Raw genomic sequence first — 21,390 nt, 5'->3', positions numbered from 1 at the left:
ACCATTCCCCCTTTTTGATAATTTATTAATATAATTAGCACTCGTTGGTTAGGAGTGCTAACAGAGGTGATGAATGTTGTTAACAGATCGTCAATTGTTGATTCTCCAGATAATTGTTGATGATTTTATTCGATCTGCGCAACCTGTCGGCTCTAGAACTTTGTCGAAAAAAGAGGGAATCTCATTAAGTTCGGCAACTATCAGGAATGAAATGGCAGACCTAGAAGAAATGGGATATATAGAAAAAACTCACACCTCTTCCGGTCGAGTTCCATCTGAAAAAGGTTATCGATATTACGTTGATCATTTACTATCGCCTCAAGCTTTGAATCAACAAGATATTTCGGTTATCCAGTCGATTTTCGCTGAGAAAATTTTTGAATTTGAAAAGGTTATTCAAAAATCTGCGAAGATTTTATCGGAGTTAACGAATTATACTTCGATTGTATTAGGACCGGCGGTAAGTGTTAATAAATTAAAAAGGCTCCAAATCATTCCGTTAAATAAAGAAACAGCAGTTGCTATATTGGTTACAGACACCGGGCATGTTGAAAATCGAACATTTCCTCTTCCGGTATCCGTAGACCCAAGTGATATTGAAAAAATGGTAAATATTTTAAATGAAAGATTAACTGGAGTTCCATTAGAGGACTTGCATAATAAGATTTATAAAGAAGTGGCGACGCTGTTAAAACAGCATATAAATAACTATGATTTAATGCTGCATCAAATTGCAGAAACACTAAAAATGCCGATCCATGAAAAACTATTCTTTGCCGGAAAGGCGAACATGCTGAGTCAGCCGGAATTCAATGACATTACAAAAATCCGAAATCTTTTAACGATGATTGATCAAGAAGAATGGATTACGAATTTGATTCGTAGTAATACAGCTGGAATCAGTGTGAAAATTGGAAGTGAAAATCAGGATCGGGTTATGGATAATTGCAGTTTAATTACAGCGACGTATTCGGCGGGGTCCGAAAAATTGGGCTCTATAGCCATCCTCGGACCGACAAGAATGGAGTACTCTCGTGTCATCAGCTTGCTAAAAATAATAAGCAGGGATTTGACAGAGGTGTTTACAAAGCTGTATCAATAGTAATAATGCTGGTAATATTGAGAAGGGTGAAAGTAAAACATTTCACCCCTCTTATTGTGAAGATAAATGGGTGTAATATGTGTTTGATTCTTTAAGGGAGGTGAGTAAGTTGACGAACGAAAATAAGACAGTTGAACAAGAAGCTGAAAACTTAGAAAATACCAATTCAGAACTTACCGATGAAGAAACAAAACCCGCTGTTGAGGGTGAAGCGAATGAGCAGACAATAGAAACGGAAAAGGAAAAAGCTGAACAGTCTGCTACTGATAACAGTGAAGAGCTTTTAAAAGAAATTGAAGAGTTAAAAGAAAAGCTTGAAGCAGCGGACAACCGTTACCTACGACTTCAGGCAGATTTTGAAAACTTTAAGCGCCGCACGAGATTAGATCAAGAGGCGAGCGAAAAATATAGAGCTCAAAAGTTAGCGACAGATTTACTTCCTGTATTAGACAACTTCGAAAGAGCACTGCAAATTGAAGCAGATAATGATCAAACAAAATCATTGCTCCAGGGAATGGAAATGGTCTATCGCACCCTGTTAGATGCATTGAAAAAAGAAGGTGTAGAGCCTATTGAGGCGGTTGGTCAAGAATTTGACCCTAATTATCACCATGCAGTAATGCAAGGTAATGACGAAAACTATGGCTCTAATATTGTGATTGAAGAATTACAAAAAGGATATCTTTTAAAGGATCGAGTAATCCGACCATCAATGGTAAAAGTAAATCAATAGTCTACATAACAAATTTAAAGGAGGAAAATGGTATATGAGCAAAATCATTGGTATTGACCTTGGTACAACAAACTCCTGTGTTGCTGTACTTGAAGGCGGCGAACCTAAAGTAATTCCAAACCCTGAAGGCAATCGTACCACTCCATCTGTAGTTGCTTTTAAAAATGGTGAACGTCAAGTAGGAGAAGTGGCGAAACGCCAGGCAATTACAAACCCAAATACAATTATTTCTATTAAACGTCATATGGGTACATCCCATAAAGTAGAAATTGAAGGGAAGCAATACACACCACAAGAAATTTCAGCTATTATTCTTCAATATTTAAAATCTTATGCAGAAGATTATCTTGGTGAGCCTGTGACAAAAGCGGTTATTACCGTGCCAGCATATTTTAATGATGCGGAACGTCAGGCTACAAAAGATGCTGGTAAAATTGCTGGTTTAGAAGTGGAACGTATTATAAATGAGCCAACAGCAGCTGCTTTAGCATATGGTTTGGATAAAACAGATCAAGATCAGACGATTCTTGTTTATGACCTTGGTGGCGGTACTTTTGACGTATCGATCCTTGAACTTGGTGACGGTGTATTTGAAGTTAAAGCAACTGCTGGTGATAATCGTCTTGGTGGTGACGATTTTGACCAAGCGATTATTGATTATTTAGTTGACCAATTCAAAAAAGAACATGGCATTGACCTTTCACAAGATAAAATGGCCTTACAACGTTTAAAAGATGCTGCAGAAAAAGCGAAGAAAGACCTTTCTGGTGTAACTTCAACACAAGTGTCTTTACCATTTATTACAGCAGGTCCTGCAGGCCCACTTCACTTGGAAGTGACATTAACAAGAGCTAAATTTGACGAATTAACTGCACACCTTGTTGAACGTACAATGGGACCGGTTCGTCAGGCTCTAAGTGATGCAGATATGACTCCTGCGGATATTGACAAGGTAATTCTTGTTGGTGGTTCTACTCGTATTCCTGCAGTACAAGAAGCAATTAAAAAAGCTATCGGAAAAGAACCGCATCGTGGTGTAAACCCTGATGAAGTAGTAGCAATGGGTGCTGCTATTCAAGGCGGTGTTATCACCGGTGATGTAAAAGATGTTGTATTACTTGATGTTACTCCACTATCACTAGGAATTGAAACAATGGGTGGAGTATTTACAAAACTAATCGAACGTAATACAACCATTCCAACATCTAAATCACAAATATTCTCTACTGCTGCAGATAATCAAACAGCTGTAGATATTCATGTACTGCAAGGGGAGCGTCCAATGGCAGCGGATAATAAAACATTGGGTCGTTTCCAATTAACTGATATCCCACCTGCTCCACGTGGAGTTCCGCAAATTGAAGTAACATTTGATATTGATAAAAATGGTATTGTAAATGTTCGTGCAAAAGACCTTGGTACGAATAAAGAACAGCAAATTACTATTAAATCTTCTACTGGTTTATCAGATGAAGAAATTCAAAAAATGGTAAGAGAAGCAGAAGAAAATGCTGAGGCAGATAAGAAACGTAAGGAAGAAGCTGAGCTTCGTAATGAAGCCGACCAGCTTGTATTTACAACAGAAAAGACCTTAAAAGAACTAGAGGGCAAGGTGGATGCTTCCGAAGTTGCCAAAGCAAATGAAGCGAAGGATGCATTAAAACAGGCGATTGAGAAAAATGATATAAATGAAATTCGTGCGAAAAAAGATGCTTTACAAGAAATTGTTCAAGCATTAACTGTTAAATTGTATGAGCAAGCTCAACAACAAGCTCAGGCTCAACAAGGAGCTCAAGATGCAGGAACCACTGCGAAAAAAGATGACAATGTTGTTGACGCTGAGTTTGAAGAAGTAAAAGACGATAAGTAATGATGTAAATGTAAAAAAGTCAAAGTCAATATGAGCGGCTTTGGCTTTTTTATTGATATCCTTTTCTAGGGGTGTTAGAATAATTTTTATGTGACAGATTCGGGAGTGGTGGTAATCATGAGTAAAAGGGATTACTATGAGGTACTGGGTATAGGCAAAAATGCCACAAAGGACGAGATCAAAAAAGCTTATCGTAAATTGTCCAAAAAATATCACCCAGATATAAATAAAGAGCCGGATGCAGCGGATAAATTCAAAGAAATTACAGAAGCTTATGAAGTATTGAGTGATGACCAAAAAAGAGCGCATTATGATCAATTTGGCCATACCGATCCGAACCAAGGCTTCGGTGGTTTTGGTGGCAGTGATTTTGGCGGCTTTGGCGGTTTTGAAGATATTTTTAATACTTTTTTTGGCGGAGGCGGCTCACGTAGACGAGATCCGAATGCGCCAAGACAAGGTGCGGATCTTCAATATACAATGACGATTTCTTTTGAGGAAGCGGCGTTTGGAAAAGAAACCGATATTGAAATTCCTCGTGAAGAAGTATGTGAAACGTGTCATGGCTCAGGTGCTAAGCCTGGAACGAAGCCAGAAACTTGTAAGCATTGTCATGGTTCAGGTCAAATAAGTATTGAACAAAATACACCATTTGGACGTATTGTTAATCGCAGAACTTGTCATTATTGTAATGGAACTGGGAAAGAAATTAAACAAAAATGTTCAACCTGCGGTGGATCTGGAAAGGTGAAAAAACGGAAGAAAATCCATGTAAAAATCCCAGCAGGTATTGACGATGGACAACAATTAAGAATGGCTGGACAAGGTGAAGCAGGTATTAATGGAGGCCCTCCTGGAGATTTGTATGTGGTTTTCCATGTTCGTCCACATGAATTCTTTGAAAGGGATGGCGATGATATTTATTGTGAAATGCCAATCACTTTCGTTCAAGCAGCATTAGGGGCAGAAATTGAAGTGCCAACATTACATGGTAAAGTGAAACTAAAGGTACCTGCAGGAACTCAAACGGGAACGAAATTCCGTTTAAAAGGAAAAGGGATTCCGAACGTTCGAGGATATGGTGTTGGGGACCAACATATTCTTGTTCGTATCATAACCCCAACAAAATTAAGTGAAAAACAAAAACAGCTTCTTCGTGAATTTGATGAAGCGAGTGGAAATGCTCCATTTGGCGGACATGAAGAAAGCTTTTTTTCAAAAGTAAAACGTGCCTTTAAAGGCGAGTAAGTATTGGAGTTGGTAGTATGAAGTGGTCTGAAATTAGTATCCACACAACCAATGAGGCGATCGAACCTATATCACATATTTTGCATGAAGCCGGGGCGAGCGGCGTAGTTATAGAGGATCCATTTGAATTGACAAAAGAAAGGGAAGATCAATTCGGGGAAATTTACCAACTCAATCCGGACGATTACCCTGAGGAAGGGGTCATTGTTAAAGCGTATTTGCCAGTAAATAGTTTTCTCGGAGAAACTGTAGAGGCTATTAAAGAGTCGATCAATAATCTGATTATTTATGATATAGATGTTGGAAAAAATAAAATTACGATTAGTGAAGTAAATGAAGAGGAATGGGCAACAGCCTGGAAGAAATATTATAATCCAGTGAAGATTTCTGAAAAGTTCACAATTGTTCCTACATGGGAGATTTATCACCCGGTTAGCAGTGATGAATTAATTATTGAATTAGATCCCGGGATGGCTTTTGGCACTGGTACCCATCCTACAACGGTAATGTGCATTCAAGCAATTGAAAGAACGGTCCGTCCTGGAGATAGAGTTATTGATGTTGGAACCGGGTCTGGTGTATTAAGTATTGCCGCTGCCATGTTGGGGGCAGAAGATGTGAGAGCATACGACCTTGATGATGTGGCTGTAACTCAAGCTAAATTAAATATTAAGCTCAATAAAGTAAACAATATTGTGACAGTTTCTCAAAACAACCTTCTAGATGGGGTAGAAGAGAACTCGGCAGATGTTATTGTGGCAAATATATTAGCGGAAGTAATTCTAAGATTTACTGATGATGCTGCACGTGTAGTGAAGCCTGGTGGATATTTTATTACTTCCGGTATTATTCAACAGAAAAAAGATTCAGTAAAAGAAGCTTTAATTAATTCTGGATTCGAAATTGTAGAAACCATTTTAATGGAAGATTGGGTTGCAATCATTTCAAAAAGACTATAATGATGATGGTGGGGGGATGCTTTGTCCCCTTTTATTTTTTTCTTTATATTTTCGATAAATTTTAGTAAAATAAATCGTATTATGTGTTAGAGAGGGTGCTTCGGATTGCAACGCTACTTTGTTAAACATCGAGCAAATGAAGATCGCTTTTTCATAGACGAAAATGACCGTCATCATATCGTTAAAGTGATGCGGATGGAAATAGGCGATCAAATTATTTGTGTTGATCCAGATGGACGACAAGCTTTATGCAAGCTTGCAGAAATTACCGATGAAAGAGTCGTTGCAGACGTTGTACAATGGAAAGAAGAGGATTCAGAACTTCCTATCTCAGTTGCCATCGCAAGCGGCCTTCCAAAAGGAGACAAGCTCGAATGGATCATTCAAAAAGGTACTGAGTTAGGGGCTCATCAATTTATCCCATATACTGCAGCGAGATCTGTTGTTAAATGGGATGATAAAAAGGCAGCCAAAAAAGTAGAGAGATGGCAAAAAATTGCTAAAGAAGCTGCAGAACAATCTCACCGTGTGATGGTGCCTGAGATATCAACGCCTGTGAGATTGAAAGGATTGCTGGAAAAAAGCAAGGAATTTGACTATAAATTGGTTGCATTTGAAGAAGAAAGTCGGAGCGGGGAAACCTCCGTTTTTTCTGCTGTTTTAAAAAAAATGCAGCCTGGAGAATCACTTCTTATTGTGTTTGGACCCGAAGGTGGTCTGGCAGCAGAAGAAGTTGAGCAATTAAAAAATAATGGTTTTGGACTTTGTGGACTTGGTCCACGAATTTTACGTGCGGAAACGGCCCCATTGTATTCACTAGCGGCTATTTCCTATCATTTTGAATTATTGAGGTGAGAATTATGCCAACAGTTGCATTTCATACACTAGGTTGCAAGGTTAACCACTATGAAACAGAAGCCATTTGGCAGCTTTTTAAACAAGAAGGCTATGAGAGAGTTGAATTTGAATCCATAGCAGATGTTTATGTAATTAATACATGTACGGTAACAAATACAGGTGATAAAAAAAGCCGTCAGGTGATTCGGAGAGCAGTTAGGAAAAATCCAGATGCAGTTATTTGTGTAACAGGATGTTATGCTCAAACTTCTCCAGCAGAAATTATGGCTATTCCTGGCGTAGATATTGTTATTGGTACACAGGACCGTGTGAAAATGCTTGATTATATTGAACAGTATAAGAAGGAACGCCAGCCGATTAACGGTGTCAGCAATATCATGAAGAATCGTGTGTATGAAGAACTTGACGTTCCATCCTTTACTGATCGGACACGCGCTTCTTTAAAAATTCAGGAAGGTTGTAACAATTTCTGTACATTCTGCATTATTCCATGGGCTCGCGGCCTTATGAGATCTCGCGATCCGAAAGAAGTTATTCGCCAAGCTCAACAGTTAGTCGATGCAGGTTACAAAGAAATTGTTTTAACAGGAATCCATACTGGCGGTTATGGAGAAGACATGAAGGATTACAACCTCGCTATGCTACTCCGTGATCTAGAAGAAGAAGTTAAAGGATTAGAGCGTTTGCGTATTTCTTCAATTGAAGCTAGCCAAATTACGGATGAAGTGATAGAGGTAATAAAGCATTCAAAAATTGTGGTTCGTCATTTGCATATCCCATTACAATCAGGTTCTAATTCAGTATTAAAAAGAATGCGTCGTAAATATACAATGGAATTCTTTGCTGAACGATTAAATCGGTTGAAAGAGGTTCTTCCGGGACTTGCCGTTACTTCTGACGTTATTGTTGGATTTCCAGGTGAAACGGAAGAAGAATTTATGGAAACTTATAATTTTATTAAAGAACATAAATTCTCTGAGCTTCATGTTTTTCCTTATTCCAAACGTACTGGAACACCTGCGGCTAGAATGGAAGATCAAATCGATGAAGAAATTAAAAACGAACGTGTTCATCGCTTGATAACTTTATCTGATCAACTTGCAAAAGAATATGCATCCCAATTTGAAGGTGAAGTTCTTGAAGTGATCCCAGAAGAGGAGTATAAAGAGCAAGCGAATTCCGGTCTTTATGTTGGTTACACTGATAACTACTTAAAGGTTGTATTCCCTGCTACAGAAGATATGATCGGCAAAATCGTCAAGGTAAAAATTACAAAAGCCGGTTATCCATACAACGAAGGTCAATTTGTCCGTGTTGTCGAAGATCGGGCTGAGGTAAAGGAAGAAATATTTACAAGAAAAGAAGCAGCTATTTAAAAAGGACCGTGTTCGGTCCTTTTACTTTATAACTGGAGAATTCGGCTTTCTATCATGTAAAAACAGTATCATTTCTCCGAATTTAGTAGCAAATGGCAATACGAGCAAAGATGAGATAACATTAAATAAAACGCTAATATGAGCCAATTGTACCATCTTATTACTTGCTAAATAAGGTGCATATTCGGTAAGCAATGGGATAAAAGGTGTAAACAATAAGACACCAAAAACATTGAGCCATATATGAGCATACGCAGCTAATTTTGATTCTTTCCCTCCGCCAATGGAGGCGATTAAGGCGGTAATACATGTCCCGATGTTGGCTCCGAAAACAATGGCGATTCCTGCATCAAGCTGCAGAAGCCCAGCTGTTAAAAATCCCATTGTAATTCCGGTCATAGCAGTACTGGATTGGATGATGGCAGTTATCACGGCTCCTGTTAAGAGGCTAAGTATAATATTATCATTAATCGAAATAATAAATTGTTTGATCATTGAAAGCTCTGTTAACGGATGGGCTAATAATTCGAAGCCTTTCATAGCAGTGAAAACAGAGGCAATACCAAAGAAGAGCATACCGATACTCCTTATTTTAATATGATTAAATATGATAAGTATTGCCCCTATAATCGCTAAAGGAACAAGTATACGGTCTAGATTAAAGGTTATCAGTTCCGTTTTAAAAGTAGTTCCGATATTCGTTCCTAAAATAATTCCAATTGATTGTGGGAATGTCATAATTCTAGCGGAAATGAGCCCGATGGTAATAACCATAACTGCCGAACTGCTTTGTAGTAGAGCGGTGATAAAAGTTCCGGTGATCAAACCTTTTAATGGGGTCCCAGTTAATTTTATCAACCAACCCTTTAATTTATTTGCTGATAAATTAAACAATCCAAACCTAATAATGGTCATCCCGAAAATAAATAATAAAATAAATATGATAAATAATACAATATATAGCATGTCTTCACCTCTCCTTTCATTGTATGGCCACTCAGAAGGGGACATGCCACTTTTATAGGAAAATAAAAACTAAGTGAAAAAATAAGTATAAAAATTGTGCATACCTGTTTTAAACTGCGAATTTCAGTTGACCTTGTTTAAAGGTTATATTATAATTGCAAAGTAAATGGATTGATGTAAGTGTGTTGTGTTTCGGAGGGAGGGAAAGAGAATGTCTAAAACTGTCGTTCGTAAAAACGAATCGCTTGAAGATGCTCTTCGTCGCTTCAAACGTTCTGTATCAAAAACTGGTACTTTGCAAGAGGCAAGAAAGCGCGAATTCTACGAAAAACCTAGTGTAAGACGTAAGAAAAAGTCTGAAGCAGCAAGAAAACGTAAGTATTAAGAGGGTGTAATACATGAGTCTTCTCGAGCGTTTAAATAATGACATGAAACAAGCGATGAAAAACAAAGAAAAAGACAAACTCTCTGTGATTCGGATGATAAAAGCTTCCTTGCAAAATGAGGCAATTAAGCTTGGTGTGAAAGAACTTTCCGAAGAGCAAGAGTTAACAGTCCTTTCTCGCGAATTAAAACAACGCAAAGACTCCCTCCATGAGTTTGATAAAGCCGGACGTCAAGATCTGGTTGAAAAACTTCGTACAGAAATCGCAATTGTCGAGCTGTATTTGCCAAAACAGCTTTCTGAAGAAGAGCTGACCGAGATCGTCAAACAAACGATCCTTGAAGTTGGCGCAACATCAAAAGCTGATATGGGAAAAGTGATGTCAGCGATTATGCCTAAAGTAAAAGGTAAAGCCGATGGAGCGCTTGTAAATAAATTTGTACAACAACACCTTTCATAGTATTCTGACTCAAAAAGACCACAGGGGAATCTGTGGTCTTTTTACTTAAATAAGCAAGTAAATCTTTGACTTCGAAAAGCCTTAGCGAATAGTCTTTCGCTCTTCCCGAATCTGCTTTATAGTTTAACGTAATTCCTGGATCTCAGTTAGAATCTCTACAGGGGGTTACGACAGCATTGTAAAACAGAAAGTGATTGCATTTGAGATGTCTACATCGCTCTTGTTTACTAAAGCTCAGGTATCTTAGGACACCCCTGTGTGTCAGGATCATTCCATTATGCTCAATTGGAAAAAGGTGTGCTAGAACCTCCTTTCATTTCATAAACATGAGATGAAAGGGGGTTCTTTTTTTATGGCAAAAAAATGGGGCCAGCGGGTTCGAAATTGGATGGCTAAAAAAATGGATCTTCCTCAAGATGTCATGATGGATTTACCACGAATCACCATGATCGGACAAATTCATATTTACATTGAAAATCATCGAGGGCTTCTAGCGTTTACAGATAAAGAACTCCGATTGTTATTAAAACAAGGACAGTTATTAGTGAAGGGGAAATCTTTTGTCATTAAGACGATTCTACCCGAAGAAATTCTACTTGAAGGAAAAATTGATCAAGTCTTATATATAAATGAAAATTCGGGAGGAACAAAATGAAGAACCAGTGGATTGATTTTTTATTTGGAATGGTTACGGTTAAAATTACCGGGAAAGGAATCGAGCGATTTATTAATGTCCTCACAAGGAATGAAATAATTATTTGGAATGTAAAACGACATGGAACAGAAACGATTACTTTTCAAATGAAGCTCGAGGATGCCAAAAACATCAGATATTTTGCTAGACATACAGATTGCCAAATCACATTTTTAAAAAGAAATGGAGTCCCGTTTTTATTTAGGAGGCTCTTAAAGAACAGCGGTTTTCTTGCTGGTGCGGTAATATTTCTCTTAATCATATTTCTTCTTTCGAACGTCATTTGGGGCATAGAAATCAAAGGTGCAAAACCGGATACTGAGTATCAAATCCGCAAAGAACTGGATAGGATGGGCGTTAAAATTGGAAAACTACAATTTTTTGTAAAAAATGTAGAGGGAATACAAAGAGAGTTAACTAATAATGTCGGAAATCTAACATGGGTTGGTGTGGAATTAAAGGGGACAACCTATCATTTACAAGTAGTCGAAAAAAACGAACCAGAAAAACAAAAGGAACTATCCCCACAAAACCTTGTGGCGAAAAAGAAGGCAATCATTGTAAAAACATTTGTGGAAGAAGGCAAAAAGGTCGTTGATATTCATGACTATGTGCAAAAAGGGCAATTACTCGTATCCGGTGAAATCGGACAAGATGGGGAAAACGTTAAACTCGTCCCTGCCAAGGGAAAAGTGTGGGGGGAAACTTGGTATAAAAGTCATGTGGAGCAGCCACTTGATACGAAGTTTATAGTATTAAACGGAAATGAAAAACGAAAACATTCACTTGCGTTTGGAAAGTTTGAGTTACCTATTTGGGGATTCAAAGCCCCAGAATACAAGCAATTTGAAACGGAAAAGACCATTTATAAACTTCATTTTTTAAAATGGGTGCTTCCAGTTTCCTATATTCAAACCACTATTCGTGAAAGTGAAGATATTATCCGATCTTATACGAAAGAGCAGGCGGAACAAATTGCTTTAGAAAGGGCTAAAAAAGAAATAAAAAGTCAATTGGATGAAGATGCTATGTTTAAAGATGAAAAGATTTTACACAAGGAAGTAAAAAATGGTAAAGTTATACTGGATATACATTTTAAAATGATTGAAAACATCGCAGTAGAACAACCGATTTCCAAGGAGACTCGTGAATGACAGAGAAGTTAACAGTTATTGATGTACAGCTTGAAAATCCGGCAGAGGCCATTGCTTTACTTGGTAACTCAGATCAAAATTTAAAAATCATTGAAGAAGAGCTTGGCGTCAAAATGATTACAAGAGGCGAATCGGTCAGCCTGTCAGGTGATGAAACTCAAGTTGCTGTCGCTAGACAGATTTTGGACAAATTAATGCTAGTGATTCGTAAAGGTATTCATATAGGCCCAAGAGATGTGCTTTATGCCATTCAAATGGCAGAAAAAGGAACATTAGATTATTATGTGAATTTATACGATGAAGTTATTGGAAAAAATATTAAAGGAAAAACGATCCGGGTTAAAACACTTGGTCAAAGGCAATATATTATGGCCATTAACAAAAGTGACTTAGTATTTGGCATAGGTCCAGCCGGTACTGGTAAAACCTACTTGGCTGTTGTGATGGCAGTAAATGCTTTGAAAAACGGCCAAGTAAATCGTATCATTCTGACTAGACCTGCTGTGGAAGCAGGGGAGAGTCTTGGTTTCCTTCCTGGAGATTTAAAGGAGAAGGTTGACCCATATTTAAGGCCATTGTATGATGCCTTGCACGATATTTTGGGGGTAGAGCATACTGGCCGCTTAATTGAACGCGGAACGATTGAAATTGCTCCGCTTGCCTATATGAGAGGGCGAACGCTTGACGATGCCTTTGTTATATTAGATGAAGCACAAAATACGACCCATGCTCAAATGAAGATGTTTCTGACAAGACTCGGATTTGGATCGAAAATGGTGATTACCGGTGATCACACCCAAATTGATTTGCCTAAAGGGGTAAAGTCAGGATTAGTCGAGGCTGAAGAAATATTGAAAAATGTGAATGGCATTTCATTTGTCTATTTGGAGCAAAGTGATGTAGTACGTCATCCTCTAGTAGGTAGAATTATTGAAGCCTATGATAAAAAAGGAAAATAAAAAAGAAACTGAGAAGCTGACCCAAACGTCCTTTTAAACGACTTTTTTGGGCTCAGCTTTTTTATTTAAACTTTTGAATAATTATATTTCTAAATCTCGCAAATTGTGTGTAAAACAAATAAGATCCCCTTTTACGGTTTAAATTACAAAAAGAAGGGTAAAAAGACATTTGGGACACCTACATATTTGTTTTAATAATATAACTTTTCTGTGAGTCAATATGGAAAATAGTGAAATATATCCAAAAAACTGTTATCATTTTACATAAAGTTCGTTTTTATCTAAAATACTTTTGACAAAACATGTTAATTTCATTTTGCAAGCCGTAGTTGGAGGGATATTGTTGGAAAAACTGCAGCAGCATTTCATTCGAATTAGAAAACTTTTGGATATTTCTTTTTTCCGAATTCTCTTTTTCATTGTGTTAGGCCTTGTTTTGTATACAGCAATGTATACAAATGTAAAACCTGAAAAGTTGGATGTTGATCTTTTTTCTGTGGCAGAAAAGACGATACGCTCTCCCGGGACTGTTGAGGATAAAAAAAGTACAGAAAGAAAACGGGCCGAGGCTCGCAATCAAGTTCAACCTGTATATACATTAAAAAATGAATATGCTCAAAATCGAGTAGACCTAATTTCCTCGATATTCAATGCAGCCTCTGAAGTTAATGATGAGATAAGTGAAAACTTGAAGGAATCGGAGGAGGAAACTGCTGAAGATCAATTACCAACCTCTGAACCAAGTACGGAAGAAAAAATTACCATGTTAACTGGAAAGTTGACACCTACAGTGACTAAGGATTTATCGAACCAAGTATTTACGGCATTAGTACAAGCAAGTAATGATGAGTTATCGATTGCTAAAGATTTAACGGTGACCGCTATCAATAATGTAATGACGAAAAGAATTCCTGCTGATGAAGTAGAGAATGCCAAAAAAAGTCTGGAAGAAGAATTAAAGTATACAGCCTTGAATGATAATTTAAGAATGGCGGCTATTGAGCTGGGAAGATATGCGGTCATACAAAATGAATTTTATGACCCTACCGCTACAGAAGAACTGCGTCAAAAGGCTGCCGAAAGCGTAGAGCCGGTTAAAATTCTTCAAGGACAAGTCATCGTAGAAGAAGGGGAACTAATTGACCAAGAAATATATCGCCAATTAAAGCTTGTTGGTCTTCTTCAGAATGAAAAAACTTATAAACCGTTTATTGGCTTAATCATGCTTATTGTAATTATGCTTTCAGCCATATATTATAATTTTTATCTAATGAAATCTTCATTACCAGAAAAGAGACAAACTTATCTTTTGTTGTTTGGATTAATTTTTGTTTTGTCGATTTTTCTCATGAAGATTATTAGTCTGCTGCAATTTTATAATTATCCTTGGGTAGGATATTTGTTTCCTGCTGCATTAGCTGGTATGCTGTTAAAAATTTTAATTGATGAGAAACTGGCTATTTTAACATCCGTAATCCTATCACTATGCGGTAGCATTTTATTTAATGAAGGAGTGTCTGGAACACTAAATTTCTCTGTAGGATTTTATATTTTATTTAGTTCCTTGGCAGGTATCCTTTATTTAAGTAATCAAAATCAAAGATCAAGAATCCTACAGGCAGGATTATTTGCTGCAATTGTAAATCTTATGACCTTATTGGCAGTGATGTTTTTACCAAATGGACACTTTTCCGGGATCGAATATGGATATTACTTTATTGCCGCTCTTGTTTCCGGGCTCATATCTGCCGTATTAACGATAGGATTATTACCATTTTTTGAAGCGAGCTTTGGTATTCTGTCTACCATGAGGCTGATCGAATTGTCCAATCCAAATCATCCTTTATTGAGGAAGATTTTAATGGAAGCTCCGGGAACCTATCATCACAGTGTCATGGTGGCAAATTTAGCAGAATCGGCCTGTGAGGCAATAGGGGCAAATGGTCTTCTTGCTAGAGTAGGTAGCTATTACCACGATATTGGAAAAACAAAGCGGCCACACTTTTTTATAGAAAATCAAATGAATCAGGATAATCCTCATGATCGATTGACACCGGATAAAAGTGCGAGTATTATAATTGCTCATGCTGTCGATGGGGCCAATATTTTACGCAAATACCAAATGCCTAAAGAAATCGTTGATATTGCCGAGCAGCATCATGGAACAAGCTTATTGCAATTTTTTTACCATAAAGAGCTTCAAATGAATCCTCATTCTAAAATTAAAGAAGAAGATTTTCGTTACCCAGGTCCTAAGGCTCAGTCTAAGGAGTGTGCCGTGATAGGAATTGCGGACAGTGTTGAGGCAGCAGTGCGATCCATTCCTAATCCAACACCTGAGTTGATTGAGTCGCTTGTAAAGAAAATAATTGCTGACCGAATACAGGATGGCCAATTGAATGAATGCGACCTCACAATGAAGGAAATTGAAACGGTGTCGTATACTTTATGTGAAACATTAAAGGGAATCTTCCATTCTAGGATTGAATACCCTGAACTAACAAAGAAGGTGAAGCAAGCATGACATTACTGATTGATAGCACAGATGAAACAAAGGAATTAACAGAACAGCAAATACTTGAAATAGAAAGATTGTTAAATTTTGCTGCAAATAAACTAAAGGTTGAGAAACATAGTGAAGTTTCCGTTACTTATGTAACCAATGAAAAAATTCAAGAAATAAACCGCGATTATCGGGGAAAGGATGCACCAACTGACGTAATTTCTTTTGCAATGGAAGAGCTTGGGGAAGGCGAAATGGAATTAGTTGGTGTAGATATGCCTCGTATTTTGGGAGACATCATAATTTCTGTACCGAAAGCAAGGGAGCAGGCAGAAGAATATGGCCACTCTTATTTACGCGAGCTGGGATTTTTAGCAATTCACGGTTTTTTGCATCTTTTAGGTTATGATCATATGACAGAGGAAGATGAAAAGGAAATGTTCACTCTACAAAAGGAAATCTTAGAGGCGTATGGACTTACAAGAGAAGCATAGGGATAAACCATTCTGGTATTCCTTCATTTATGCGATTGAAGGAATTGTAACCGTCGTTAAGCATGAAAGAAATATGAGATTTCATTTGCTCAGTTCATGTATTGTATTATTGATGTCATTTTATTTTTCTATTGATAAAATGGAATGGCTGATAGTTCTGATACTTATTAGTGGGATGTTTTGTCTTGAAATGGTAAACACCGCGATCGAGAGGGTGGTTGATCTCGTTACATTGGAGTATAAACCTTTAGCAAAGCAGGCGAAAGATGTGGCTGCAGGTGCGGTATTGGTTTATGCGTTTGTTTCGATCATAATTGGTGCATTAATTTTTATACCTTATGTGTTTAAGCTGTTAAGAACAATTGAAATTAGTTGAGAAATTCGATAAAATGACTAAACCAAATTAATAATTAGGTTTATTTTAGAGAATATTTCAACAATTTAAAATTTTTGATATTTTTTCTTTACAATTAATGATTTTGGTTTCAAATTGAGGTAAAATAAAGAAACAGCAGTAAATTGCTGGAAAGGAAGAATGACTAGTGAACATAAATCAACTAATTGAAGAAGCAAAAGCAGCAAGAGAAAATGCCTATGTTCCTTACTCAAAATTTGCCGTGGGAGCAGCTCTCTTAACCAAAGATGGAAACATATATGGTGGCTGTAATATTGAAAATGCAGCTTATAGTATGTGTAATTGTGCAGAACGGACTGCGCTTTTTAAAGCGTTTTCAGAAGGAGATCGAGAGTTCAAAGCAATGGCCGTTGTAGCTGATACCGAACGCCCTTGCCCTCCATGCGGTGCTTGCCGGCAAGTAATTTCAGAGTTATGTCCACGTGACATGAAGGTTGTATTAACGAATCTAAAAGGGGATATTCAAGAACTTACTGTTGAAGAATTATTACCAGGAGCTTTTTCACCGGAGGATTTACATGCTAAGTAATATACATGAAAAAAACAGCTTTAAGTCAGGATTTATATCTATAATTGGTAGGCCAAACGTCGGTAAATCAACATTTTTAAATCGGGTCATTGGGCAAAAAATCGCTATAATGAGTGACAAGCCGCAAACAACACGAAACAAAATTCAAGGAGTATTAACCCTTCCTGATGTACAAATGGTATTTATCGATACGCCAGGCATTCACAAACCAAAACATAAATTAGGCGACTTTATGATGAAGGTAGCTCAAAATACTCTAAAAGAAGTAGACTTAATTTTATTTATGGTCAATGCGGAAGAAGGGTTTGGCCGTGGAGAAGAATATATTCTTGAAAAATTCCAATCCATTAACACACCGGTATTCCTCGTTATTAATAAAATTGACCAAATTCACCCTGATGAATTGCTGCCGATTATTGAAACGTATAAAGAAAAGTATCCTTTTAAGGAAATCGTTCCTATATCTGCTCTAGAGGGGAATAATGTAGAGCGATTACTTTCTCAAATTAAAGATATATTACCTGAGGGACCGCAATATTATCCTGCAGATCAAGTAACTGACCATCCTGAAAGGTTTATTATTACGGAATTGATAAGAGAAAAGGCTCTGCATTTAACAAGGGAAGAAGTTCCTCACTCACTGGCTGTTGTTATGGATAAAATGGAGCGCAAAGAGGGTAAGAACATTATTCATGTTATGGCCACTATCATTGTTGAGCGTGATTCCCAAAAAGGGATTATTATTGGCAAACAAGGGAGCATGCTTAAAGAAATCGGAAAACGCGCAAGAGTAGATATCGAAAATCTCCTAGGTTCAAAAGTGTTCCTGGAGCTTTGGGTAAAAGTCCAAAAGGATTGGCGAAATAAAATGTCGCAGCTCAGGGAATATGGTTTTAATGAAGACGAATATTAAGGGATTCGCTTTAACTAAGTTATTATAACCATCTGAAATATATGCCTAAAAAGAATTTACAATATTTACGTATTATGATTAGTGCGTAGGCTGGCTAAGATAAATGTAAGGTTTGGTTGTATTATTGCTAGTCAAATATTGAAAGGTGGGGTTTTCGTGTTGGATTTTACGTGGAAAATATTTAGCCAAACAGGTAATATTGACACATATCTCCTTTTTAAAGAATTGGAGAAAGAAAAACAAGAAATCGAAATACCCAGTAAACTAGATGAAGAGCTAGCACAAATTGATTATCCAATTCTCTAGCAGTCGTACGCCCTTGGATGGTGAAAGTCTTGTTTCAAAGATGTGAAGGCATCATAATTAGAACTACAGATTATGGAGAAACGAATAAAATTATAACAATATATACTAGGGAATGGGGGAAGATTGGCGTAATGGCGAAAGGGGCTAAAAAGCCCAATAGCCGCCTTTCTTCCATTACCCAGCTATTTACTTATGGTTATTTCTTAATTCAAAAAGGGAAGGGATTAGGAAATTTGCAGCAGGGAGAAATTATAAACTCCATGCGATCAATCGGAGAAGATATTTTTTTAACTGCATATGCTAGTTATATTGTTGAATTAACTGATAAATGTACCGAGGAAAAAAAGCCAAATCCTTTTCATTTTGAGTTATTATTTCAAACGCTTCACTATTTGAATGAAGGCAATGACCCAGATATTTTAATGAACATTTATGAGATGAAAATGCTAAATGTTTTAGGATTATACCCAATTTTAAATCAATGTTCCGTTTGTGCGAGTACTGACGGACATTTTTCTTTTTCGATCCGTGAAGGTGGTTTTTTATGTCATCGCTGTTTAGACAAAGACCCCTATCATCTCAAAATTTCACCAGCTACCGTTAAATTATTAAGGTTGTTTTACTATTTTGATTTATCAAGATTAGGTACTATATCTGTTAGGAATGAAACAAAAGAGGAACTAAAAAAAGTGATTTCAGCTTACTATGAAGAATACTCAGGCCTACATCTTAAAACGAAAAAATTTCTAAATGCAATGGAAGAATTTCGGAATCTTTTATAGCACTTATTGACATTCCATATTATTTTGGTTATTATTAGCATTAAAATTAATAATTGCGTTGACGGAAAGGAGTACTTAACATCCTCTATAAAAGCGAACCTAGGACGGTGGAAGCTAGGGTATAGAGTGTTAAGGAAGGGCGTTCCTGAGCAATGATGTATACATTTTTTAAAGTGGCTGCTTTTTATAAGCGGCAAATAGGGTGGAACCGCGGGTATACTCTCGTCCCTATGCTTCATTTAGCATAGGGTCGGGAGTTTTTTATTTAATATTTGGAAAAAGGAGTTAAAGCAATGAGTGTATCAATGGAACAAATTGTTTCACATGCTAAACACAGAGGTTTTATCTTTCCTGGTTCAGAAATTTATGGGGGTCTAGCTAATACATGGGATTACGGCCCATTAGGAGTTGAACTTAAAAATAATATTAAAGCCGCTTGGTGGAAAAAATTTGTTCAAGAATCTCCATATAATGTAGGCTTAGATGCAAGTATTTTGATGAATCCACGGACTTGGGAAGCATCTGGACATATTGGTAACTTTAATGATCCTATGATTGATTGTAAAAATTGTAAGGCACGCCACCGTGCAGATAAATTAATCGAAAATGCGCTTGAAGAAAAAGGAATTGAAATGGTTGTAGATGGCCTCCCTTTTGATAAAATGGAGAAGTTAATAAACGAACATCATATAGCTTGTCCAGATTGCGGCAGTCATGATTTTACAGGAATTCGTCAATTTAATTTAATGTTTAAAACGTTCCAAGGTGTTACAGAGTCAAGTGCGAATGAAATTTTTCTTCGCCCGGAAACAGCTCAAGGTATTTTTGTAAACTTTAAAAATGTTCAGCGTACTATGCGTAAAAAACTTCCTTTTGGAATTGCGCAAATAGGAAAAAGCTTCCGTAATGAAATTACACCAGGTAACTTTACCTTCCGCACAAGAGAGTTTGAGCAAATGGAGCTTGAGTTTTTCTGTCGACCGGGAGAGGAGTTGAAATGGTTTGATTATTGGAAGCGGTTTGCAGAAGAATGGCTGTTGTCATTAGGTCTGAATAAAGAAAATTTAAGACTTCGCGATCATTCTGAGGATGAATTGTCTCATTACAGTAATGCCACTACTGACTTTGAATACAAGTTTCCGTTCGGATGGGGAGAACTTTGGGGTATTGCTTCAAGAACAGACTATGATTTAAAACAACATATGCAATTCTCAGGTGAAGATTTTAATTACATTGATCCAGAAACGAATGAACGATACATTCCTTATTGTATCGAGCCATCTCTTGGAGCAGACCGGGTAGCCCTTGCGTTTTTAATTGATGCGTATGATGAGGAACAGCTAGAGGACGGAACATCTCGTACTGTCATGCATTTTCACCCTGCCCTTGCACCATTTAAGGCAGCTGTATTGCCATTGTCCAAAAAATTATCAGATGGGGCAAGAGAGGTATTTTCAACATTATCTAAGCATTTCAATGTGGATTATGATGAGGCTGGCTCAATCGGTAAGAGATATCGTCGTCATGATGAAATTGGTACACCTTTCTGTATCACCTATGATTTTGATTCACAAGAAGACCATATGGTGACAGTAAGGGACAGGGATACGATGGAACAAACAAGAATACCAATTGACCAACTTGTAAGCTTTTTACAAGAAAAAATTTTATTCTGATAAAAGGTGCGGCTTAAAGGTAGTGACCCCTTAAAGTTAGAGTTTTTCATTATGCAATTAATTGGCTGGTATGAATTCGATATTCAACTGGACTCATACCAGCCAGTTTTTGTTTTATTCGCACATTGTTATAATAATCGATATATTTTTCGATTTTCTTTTTCAATTCTTCATAGGAAATGAATGCTTCTCCATAATAGATTTCTTGTTTCAGTAACCCAAAGAAATTCTCCATTGCGGCATTATTTGCACAATTACCTTTGCGTGACATACTTTGAAAAATCTTATTCTGCTTTAATGTTTGTACCCATTTTTTATGTTGATAATGCCAACCTTGATCCGAATGAATGGTTGTTCGATATTTTGCACGTTCGTGAATGACTGGTAACGCTTGTTTTAATGAATCTATCACAAAATCCAATGTAGGGCGCTTTGACATACTAAATCCAATGATTTCTCCGTTATATAAATCCACGACTGGACTTAAATACAGCTTTTCATCATTTGTACATTTAAATTCTGTTACGTCTGTGACTACTTTTTGAAGGGCATATGGTGTGTAGAATCGGCGATTTAATCGGTTTTTTGCCACTTTTCCTACTGTCCCTTTATAAGATTTATAACGTGATTTGCGTACAAATTTCTCACATTTTAGGTTTAATTCTTGCATAATTCGCTGTACTTTTTTGTGATTGATTATATATCCTTGTGCTTTCAATTCGGCGTGAATACGTCGATAACCATATCGACCTTCATGTTTTTTAAATACTTCTAAAATCAAGGCTTTCCAATCTTTATCTGGATCTACTTGATGCATCTGTTTGACATAATAATGATAGGTTGCCTCTGGAATACCTACTTGGTTCAACACATCTTTTAATCGGAATCTTTCTTCTTTGAGTTCGAATGCAATCGCTGCTTGTGCTTTTCGAGGAAGGCATTCGGGTTCTCCTGAAAAGCATTTAACTTTTTTAAATAGGCAATCTCTAAACGAAGCAGTTCATTTTC

Annotated in this window: 22 protein-coding genes and 1 other annotated feature; of the genes, 20 read left to right on the top strand and 2 right to left on the bottom strand. The window is 37.0% G+C overall.

The annotated features are described in order from the left end of the window. Window positions 1-76: 76 nt before the first annotated feature. The 7 genes from hrcA (at window position 77) to mtaB (ending at window position 8,146) form a co-directional block, all read left to right on the top strand. On the top strand, window positions 77-1,102 hold the full coding sequence (hrcA, locus tag GZA11_RS11590) for a heat-inducible transcriptional repressor HrcA (RefSeq protein WP_163183924.1): 1,026 nt from the start codon (window positions 77-79) through the stop codon (window positions 1,100-1,102). 109 nt (window positions 1,103-1,211) lie between these two features. Then, a complete protein-coding gene (grpE, locus tag GZA11_RS11585; protein WP_163183910.1) occupies window positions 1,212-1,835 on the top strand; it encodes a nucleotide exchange factor GrpE in 624 nt (207 codons plus the stop codon). Window positions 1,836-1,869: 34 nt separating this feature from the next. Then, the gene (dnaK, locus tag GZA11_RS11580) at window positions 1,870-3,705 is read left to right on the top strand and encodes a molecular chaperone DnaK (RefSeq protein ID WP_038536271.1); all 1,836 of its coding nucleotides are present in this window, start codon (window positions 1,870-1,872) and stop codon (window positions 3,703-3,705) included. A gap of 117 nt (window positions 3,706-3,822) precedes the next feature. Next, window positions 3,823-4,953: a molecular chaperone DnaJ gene (dnaJ, locus tag GZA11_RS11575; RefSeq protein WP_163183908.1), complete on the top strand. Its 1,131-nt coding sequence runs from the start codon at window positions 3,823-3,825 to the stop codon at window positions 4,951-4,953. 17 nt (window positions 4,954-4,970) lie between these two features. Continuing rightward, window positions 4,971-5,912, top strand: coding sequence for a 50S ribosomal protein L11 methyltransferase (gene prmA, locus GZA11_RS11570; RefSeq protein ID WP_163183906.1), 942 nt, complete (start codon window positions 4,971-4,973; stop codon window positions 5,910-5,912). Window positions 5,913-6,017: 105 nt separating this feature from the next. Further along, window positions 6,018-6,767: a 16S rRNA (uracil(1498)-N(3))-methyltransferase gene (locus GZA11_RS11565; protein ID WP_163183904.1), complete on the top strand. Its 750-nt coding sequence runs from the start codon at window positions 6,018-6,020 to the stop codon at window positions 6,765-6,767. Between the two features lie 5 nt (window positions 6,768-6,772). Next, the gene (gene mtaB, locus GZA11_RS11560) at window positions 6,773-8,146 is read left to right on the top strand and encodes a tRNA (N(6)-L-threonylcarbamoyladenosine(37)-C(2))-methylthiotransferase MtaB (RefSeq protein ID WP_163183902.1); all 1,374 of its coding nucleotides are present in this window, start codon (window positions 6,773-6,775) and stop codon (window positions 8,144-8,146) included. A 21-nt stretch (window positions 8,147-8,167) separates the two neighbouring features. Here mtaB and GZA11_RS11555 read toward each other — a convergent pair whose 3' ends face one another. Continuing rightward, the gene (locus GZA11_RS11555; protein ID WP_163183900.1) at window positions 8,168-9,112 is read right to left on the bottom strand and encodes a Na/Pi symporter; all 945 of its coding nucleotides are present in this window, start codon (window positions 9,110-9,112) and stop codon (window positions 8,168-8,170) included. Between the two features lie 211 nt (window positions 9,113-9,323). Between GZA11_RS11555 and rpsU the strand changes: the two genes are divergently transcribed. The 13 genes from rpsU to GZA11_RS11490 all read left to right on the top strand — a co-directional run bounded on the left by rpsU (window position 9,324) and on the right by GZA11_RS11490 (window position 20,382). Continuing rightward, a complete protein-coding gene (gene rpsU, locus GZA11_RS11550) occupies window positions 9,324-9,497 on the top strand; it encodes a 30S ribosomal protein S21 (protein ID WP_003183654.1) in 174 nt (57 codons plus the stop codon). 13 nt (window positions 9,498-9,510) lie between these two features. Next, complete coding sequence (locus GZA11_RS11545; RefSeq protein ID WP_038536252.1) at window positions 9,511-9,957, top strand: GatB/YqeY domain-containing protein; 447 nt, start codon at window positions 9,511-9,513, stop codon at window positions 9,955-9,957. A 352-nt stretch (window positions 9,958-10,309) separates the two neighbouring features. Beyond that, on the top strand, window positions 10,310-10,612 hold the full coding sequence (gene yqfC, locus GZA11_RS11540) for a sporulation protein YqfC (protein WP_038536250.1): 303 nt from the start codon (window positions 10,310-10,312) through the stop codon (window positions 10,610-10,612). Then, the gene (gene yqfD / locus GZA11_RS11535; RefSeq protein ID WP_038536248.1) at window positions 10,609-11,805 is read left to right on the top strand and encodes a sporulation protein YqfD; all 1,197 of its coding nucleotides are present in this window, start codon (window positions 10,609-10,611) and stop codon (window positions 11,803-11,805) included. The genes yqfC and yqfD overlap by 4 nt, the downstream gene beginning before the upstream one ends. Continuing rightward, window positions 11,802-12,764 (top strand): PhoH family protein, encoded by a 963-nt coding sequence (locus GZA11_RS11530; protein WP_038536245.1) that lies wholly within the window; start codon window positions 11,802-11,804, stop codon window positions 12,762-12,764. Before yqfD ends, GZA11_RS11530 begins: the two co-directional genes overlap by 4 nt. A gap of 343 nt (window positions 12,765-13,107) precedes the next feature. Then, window positions 13,108-15,288, top strand: coding sequence for an HD family phosphohydrolase (locus tag GZA11_RS11525; RefSeq protein ID WP_163183898.1), 2,181 nt, complete (start codon window positions 13,108-13,110; stop codon window positions 15,286-15,288). After that, window positions 15,285-15,761, top strand: a complete 477-nt coding sequence (gene ybeY, locus GZA11_RS11520; protein ID WP_038536238.1) for an rRNA maturation RNase YbeY — start codon at window positions 15,285-15,287, stop codon at window positions 15,759-15,761. The genes GZA11_RS11525 and ybeY overlap by 4 nt, the downstream gene beginning before the upstream one ends. After that, window positions 15,739-16,137, top strand: a complete 399-nt coding sequence (locus GZA11_RS11515) for a diacylglycerol kinase family protein (protein WP_038536235.1) — start codon at window positions 15,739-15,741, stop codon at window positions 16,135-16,137. Before ybeY ends, GZA11_RS11515 begins: the two co-directional genes overlap by 23 nt. A 166-nt stretch (window positions 16,138-16,303) precedes the next feature. Continuing rightward, window positions 16,304-16,705: a cytidine deaminase gene (locus GZA11_RS11510; RefSeq protein WP_038536232.1), complete on the top strand. Its 402-nt coding sequence runs from the start codon at window positions 16,304-16,306 to the stop codon at window positions 16,703-16,705. After that, window positions 16,695-17,618 carry a GTPase Era gene (era, locus tag GZA11_RS11505; RefSeq protein ID WP_038536230.1) on the top strand — a complete coding sequence of 308 codons (924 nt, stop codon included), beginning with the start codon at window positions 16,695-16,697 and terminating at the stop codon, window positions 17,616-17,618. The genes GZA11_RS11510 and era overlap by 11 nt, the downstream gene beginning before the upstream one ends. Before the next feature lie 156 nt (window positions 17,619-17,774). Further along, on the top strand, window positions 17,775-17,924 hold the full coding sequence (locus GZA11_RS11500; protein WP_081905055.1) for a YqzL family protein: 150 nt from the start codon (window positions 17,775-17,777) through the stop codon (window positions 17,922-17,924). A 29-nt stretch (window positions 17,925-17,953) separates the two neighbouring features. Continuing rightward, window positions 17,954-18,706: a DNA repair protein RecO gene (gene recO, locus GZA11_RS11495; protein ID WP_144242999.1), complete on the top strand. Its 753-nt coding sequence runs from the start codon at window positions 17,954-17,956 to the stop codon at window positions 18,704-18,706. Between the two features lie 49 nt (window positions 18,707-18,755). Then, window positions 18,756-18,939 (top strand) — a binding site (T-box leader). A gap of 60 nt (window positions 18,940-18,999) precedes the next feature. Then, window positions 19,000-20,382, top strand: a complete 1,383-nt coding sequence (locus GZA11_RS11490; RefSeq protein WP_163183896.1) for a glycine--tRNA ligase — start codon at window positions 19,000-19,002, stop codon at window positions 20,380-20,382. 49 nt (window positions 20,383-20,431) lie between these two features. On the opposite strand, the gene GZA11_RS11485 is transcribed toward GZA11_RS11490, so the two are convergent. After that, window positions 20,432-21,295, bottom strand: a complete 864-nt coding sequence (locus GZA11_RS11485) for an IS3 family transposase (protein WP_235924998.1) — start codon at window positions 21,293-21,295, stop codon at window positions 20,432-20,434. Between the last annotated feature and the right edge of the window lie 95 nt (window positions 21,296-21,390).

The sequence above is a fragment of the Neobacillus sedimentimangrovi genome, assembly GCF_010614825.1.
In the GTDB taxonomy this organism is placed as follows: Bacteria; Bacillota; Bacilli; order Bacillales; family Cytobacillaceae; genus Neobacillus; species Neobacillus thermocopriae.
This window is presented reverse-complemented; position numbering and strand designations above follow the sequence as displayed.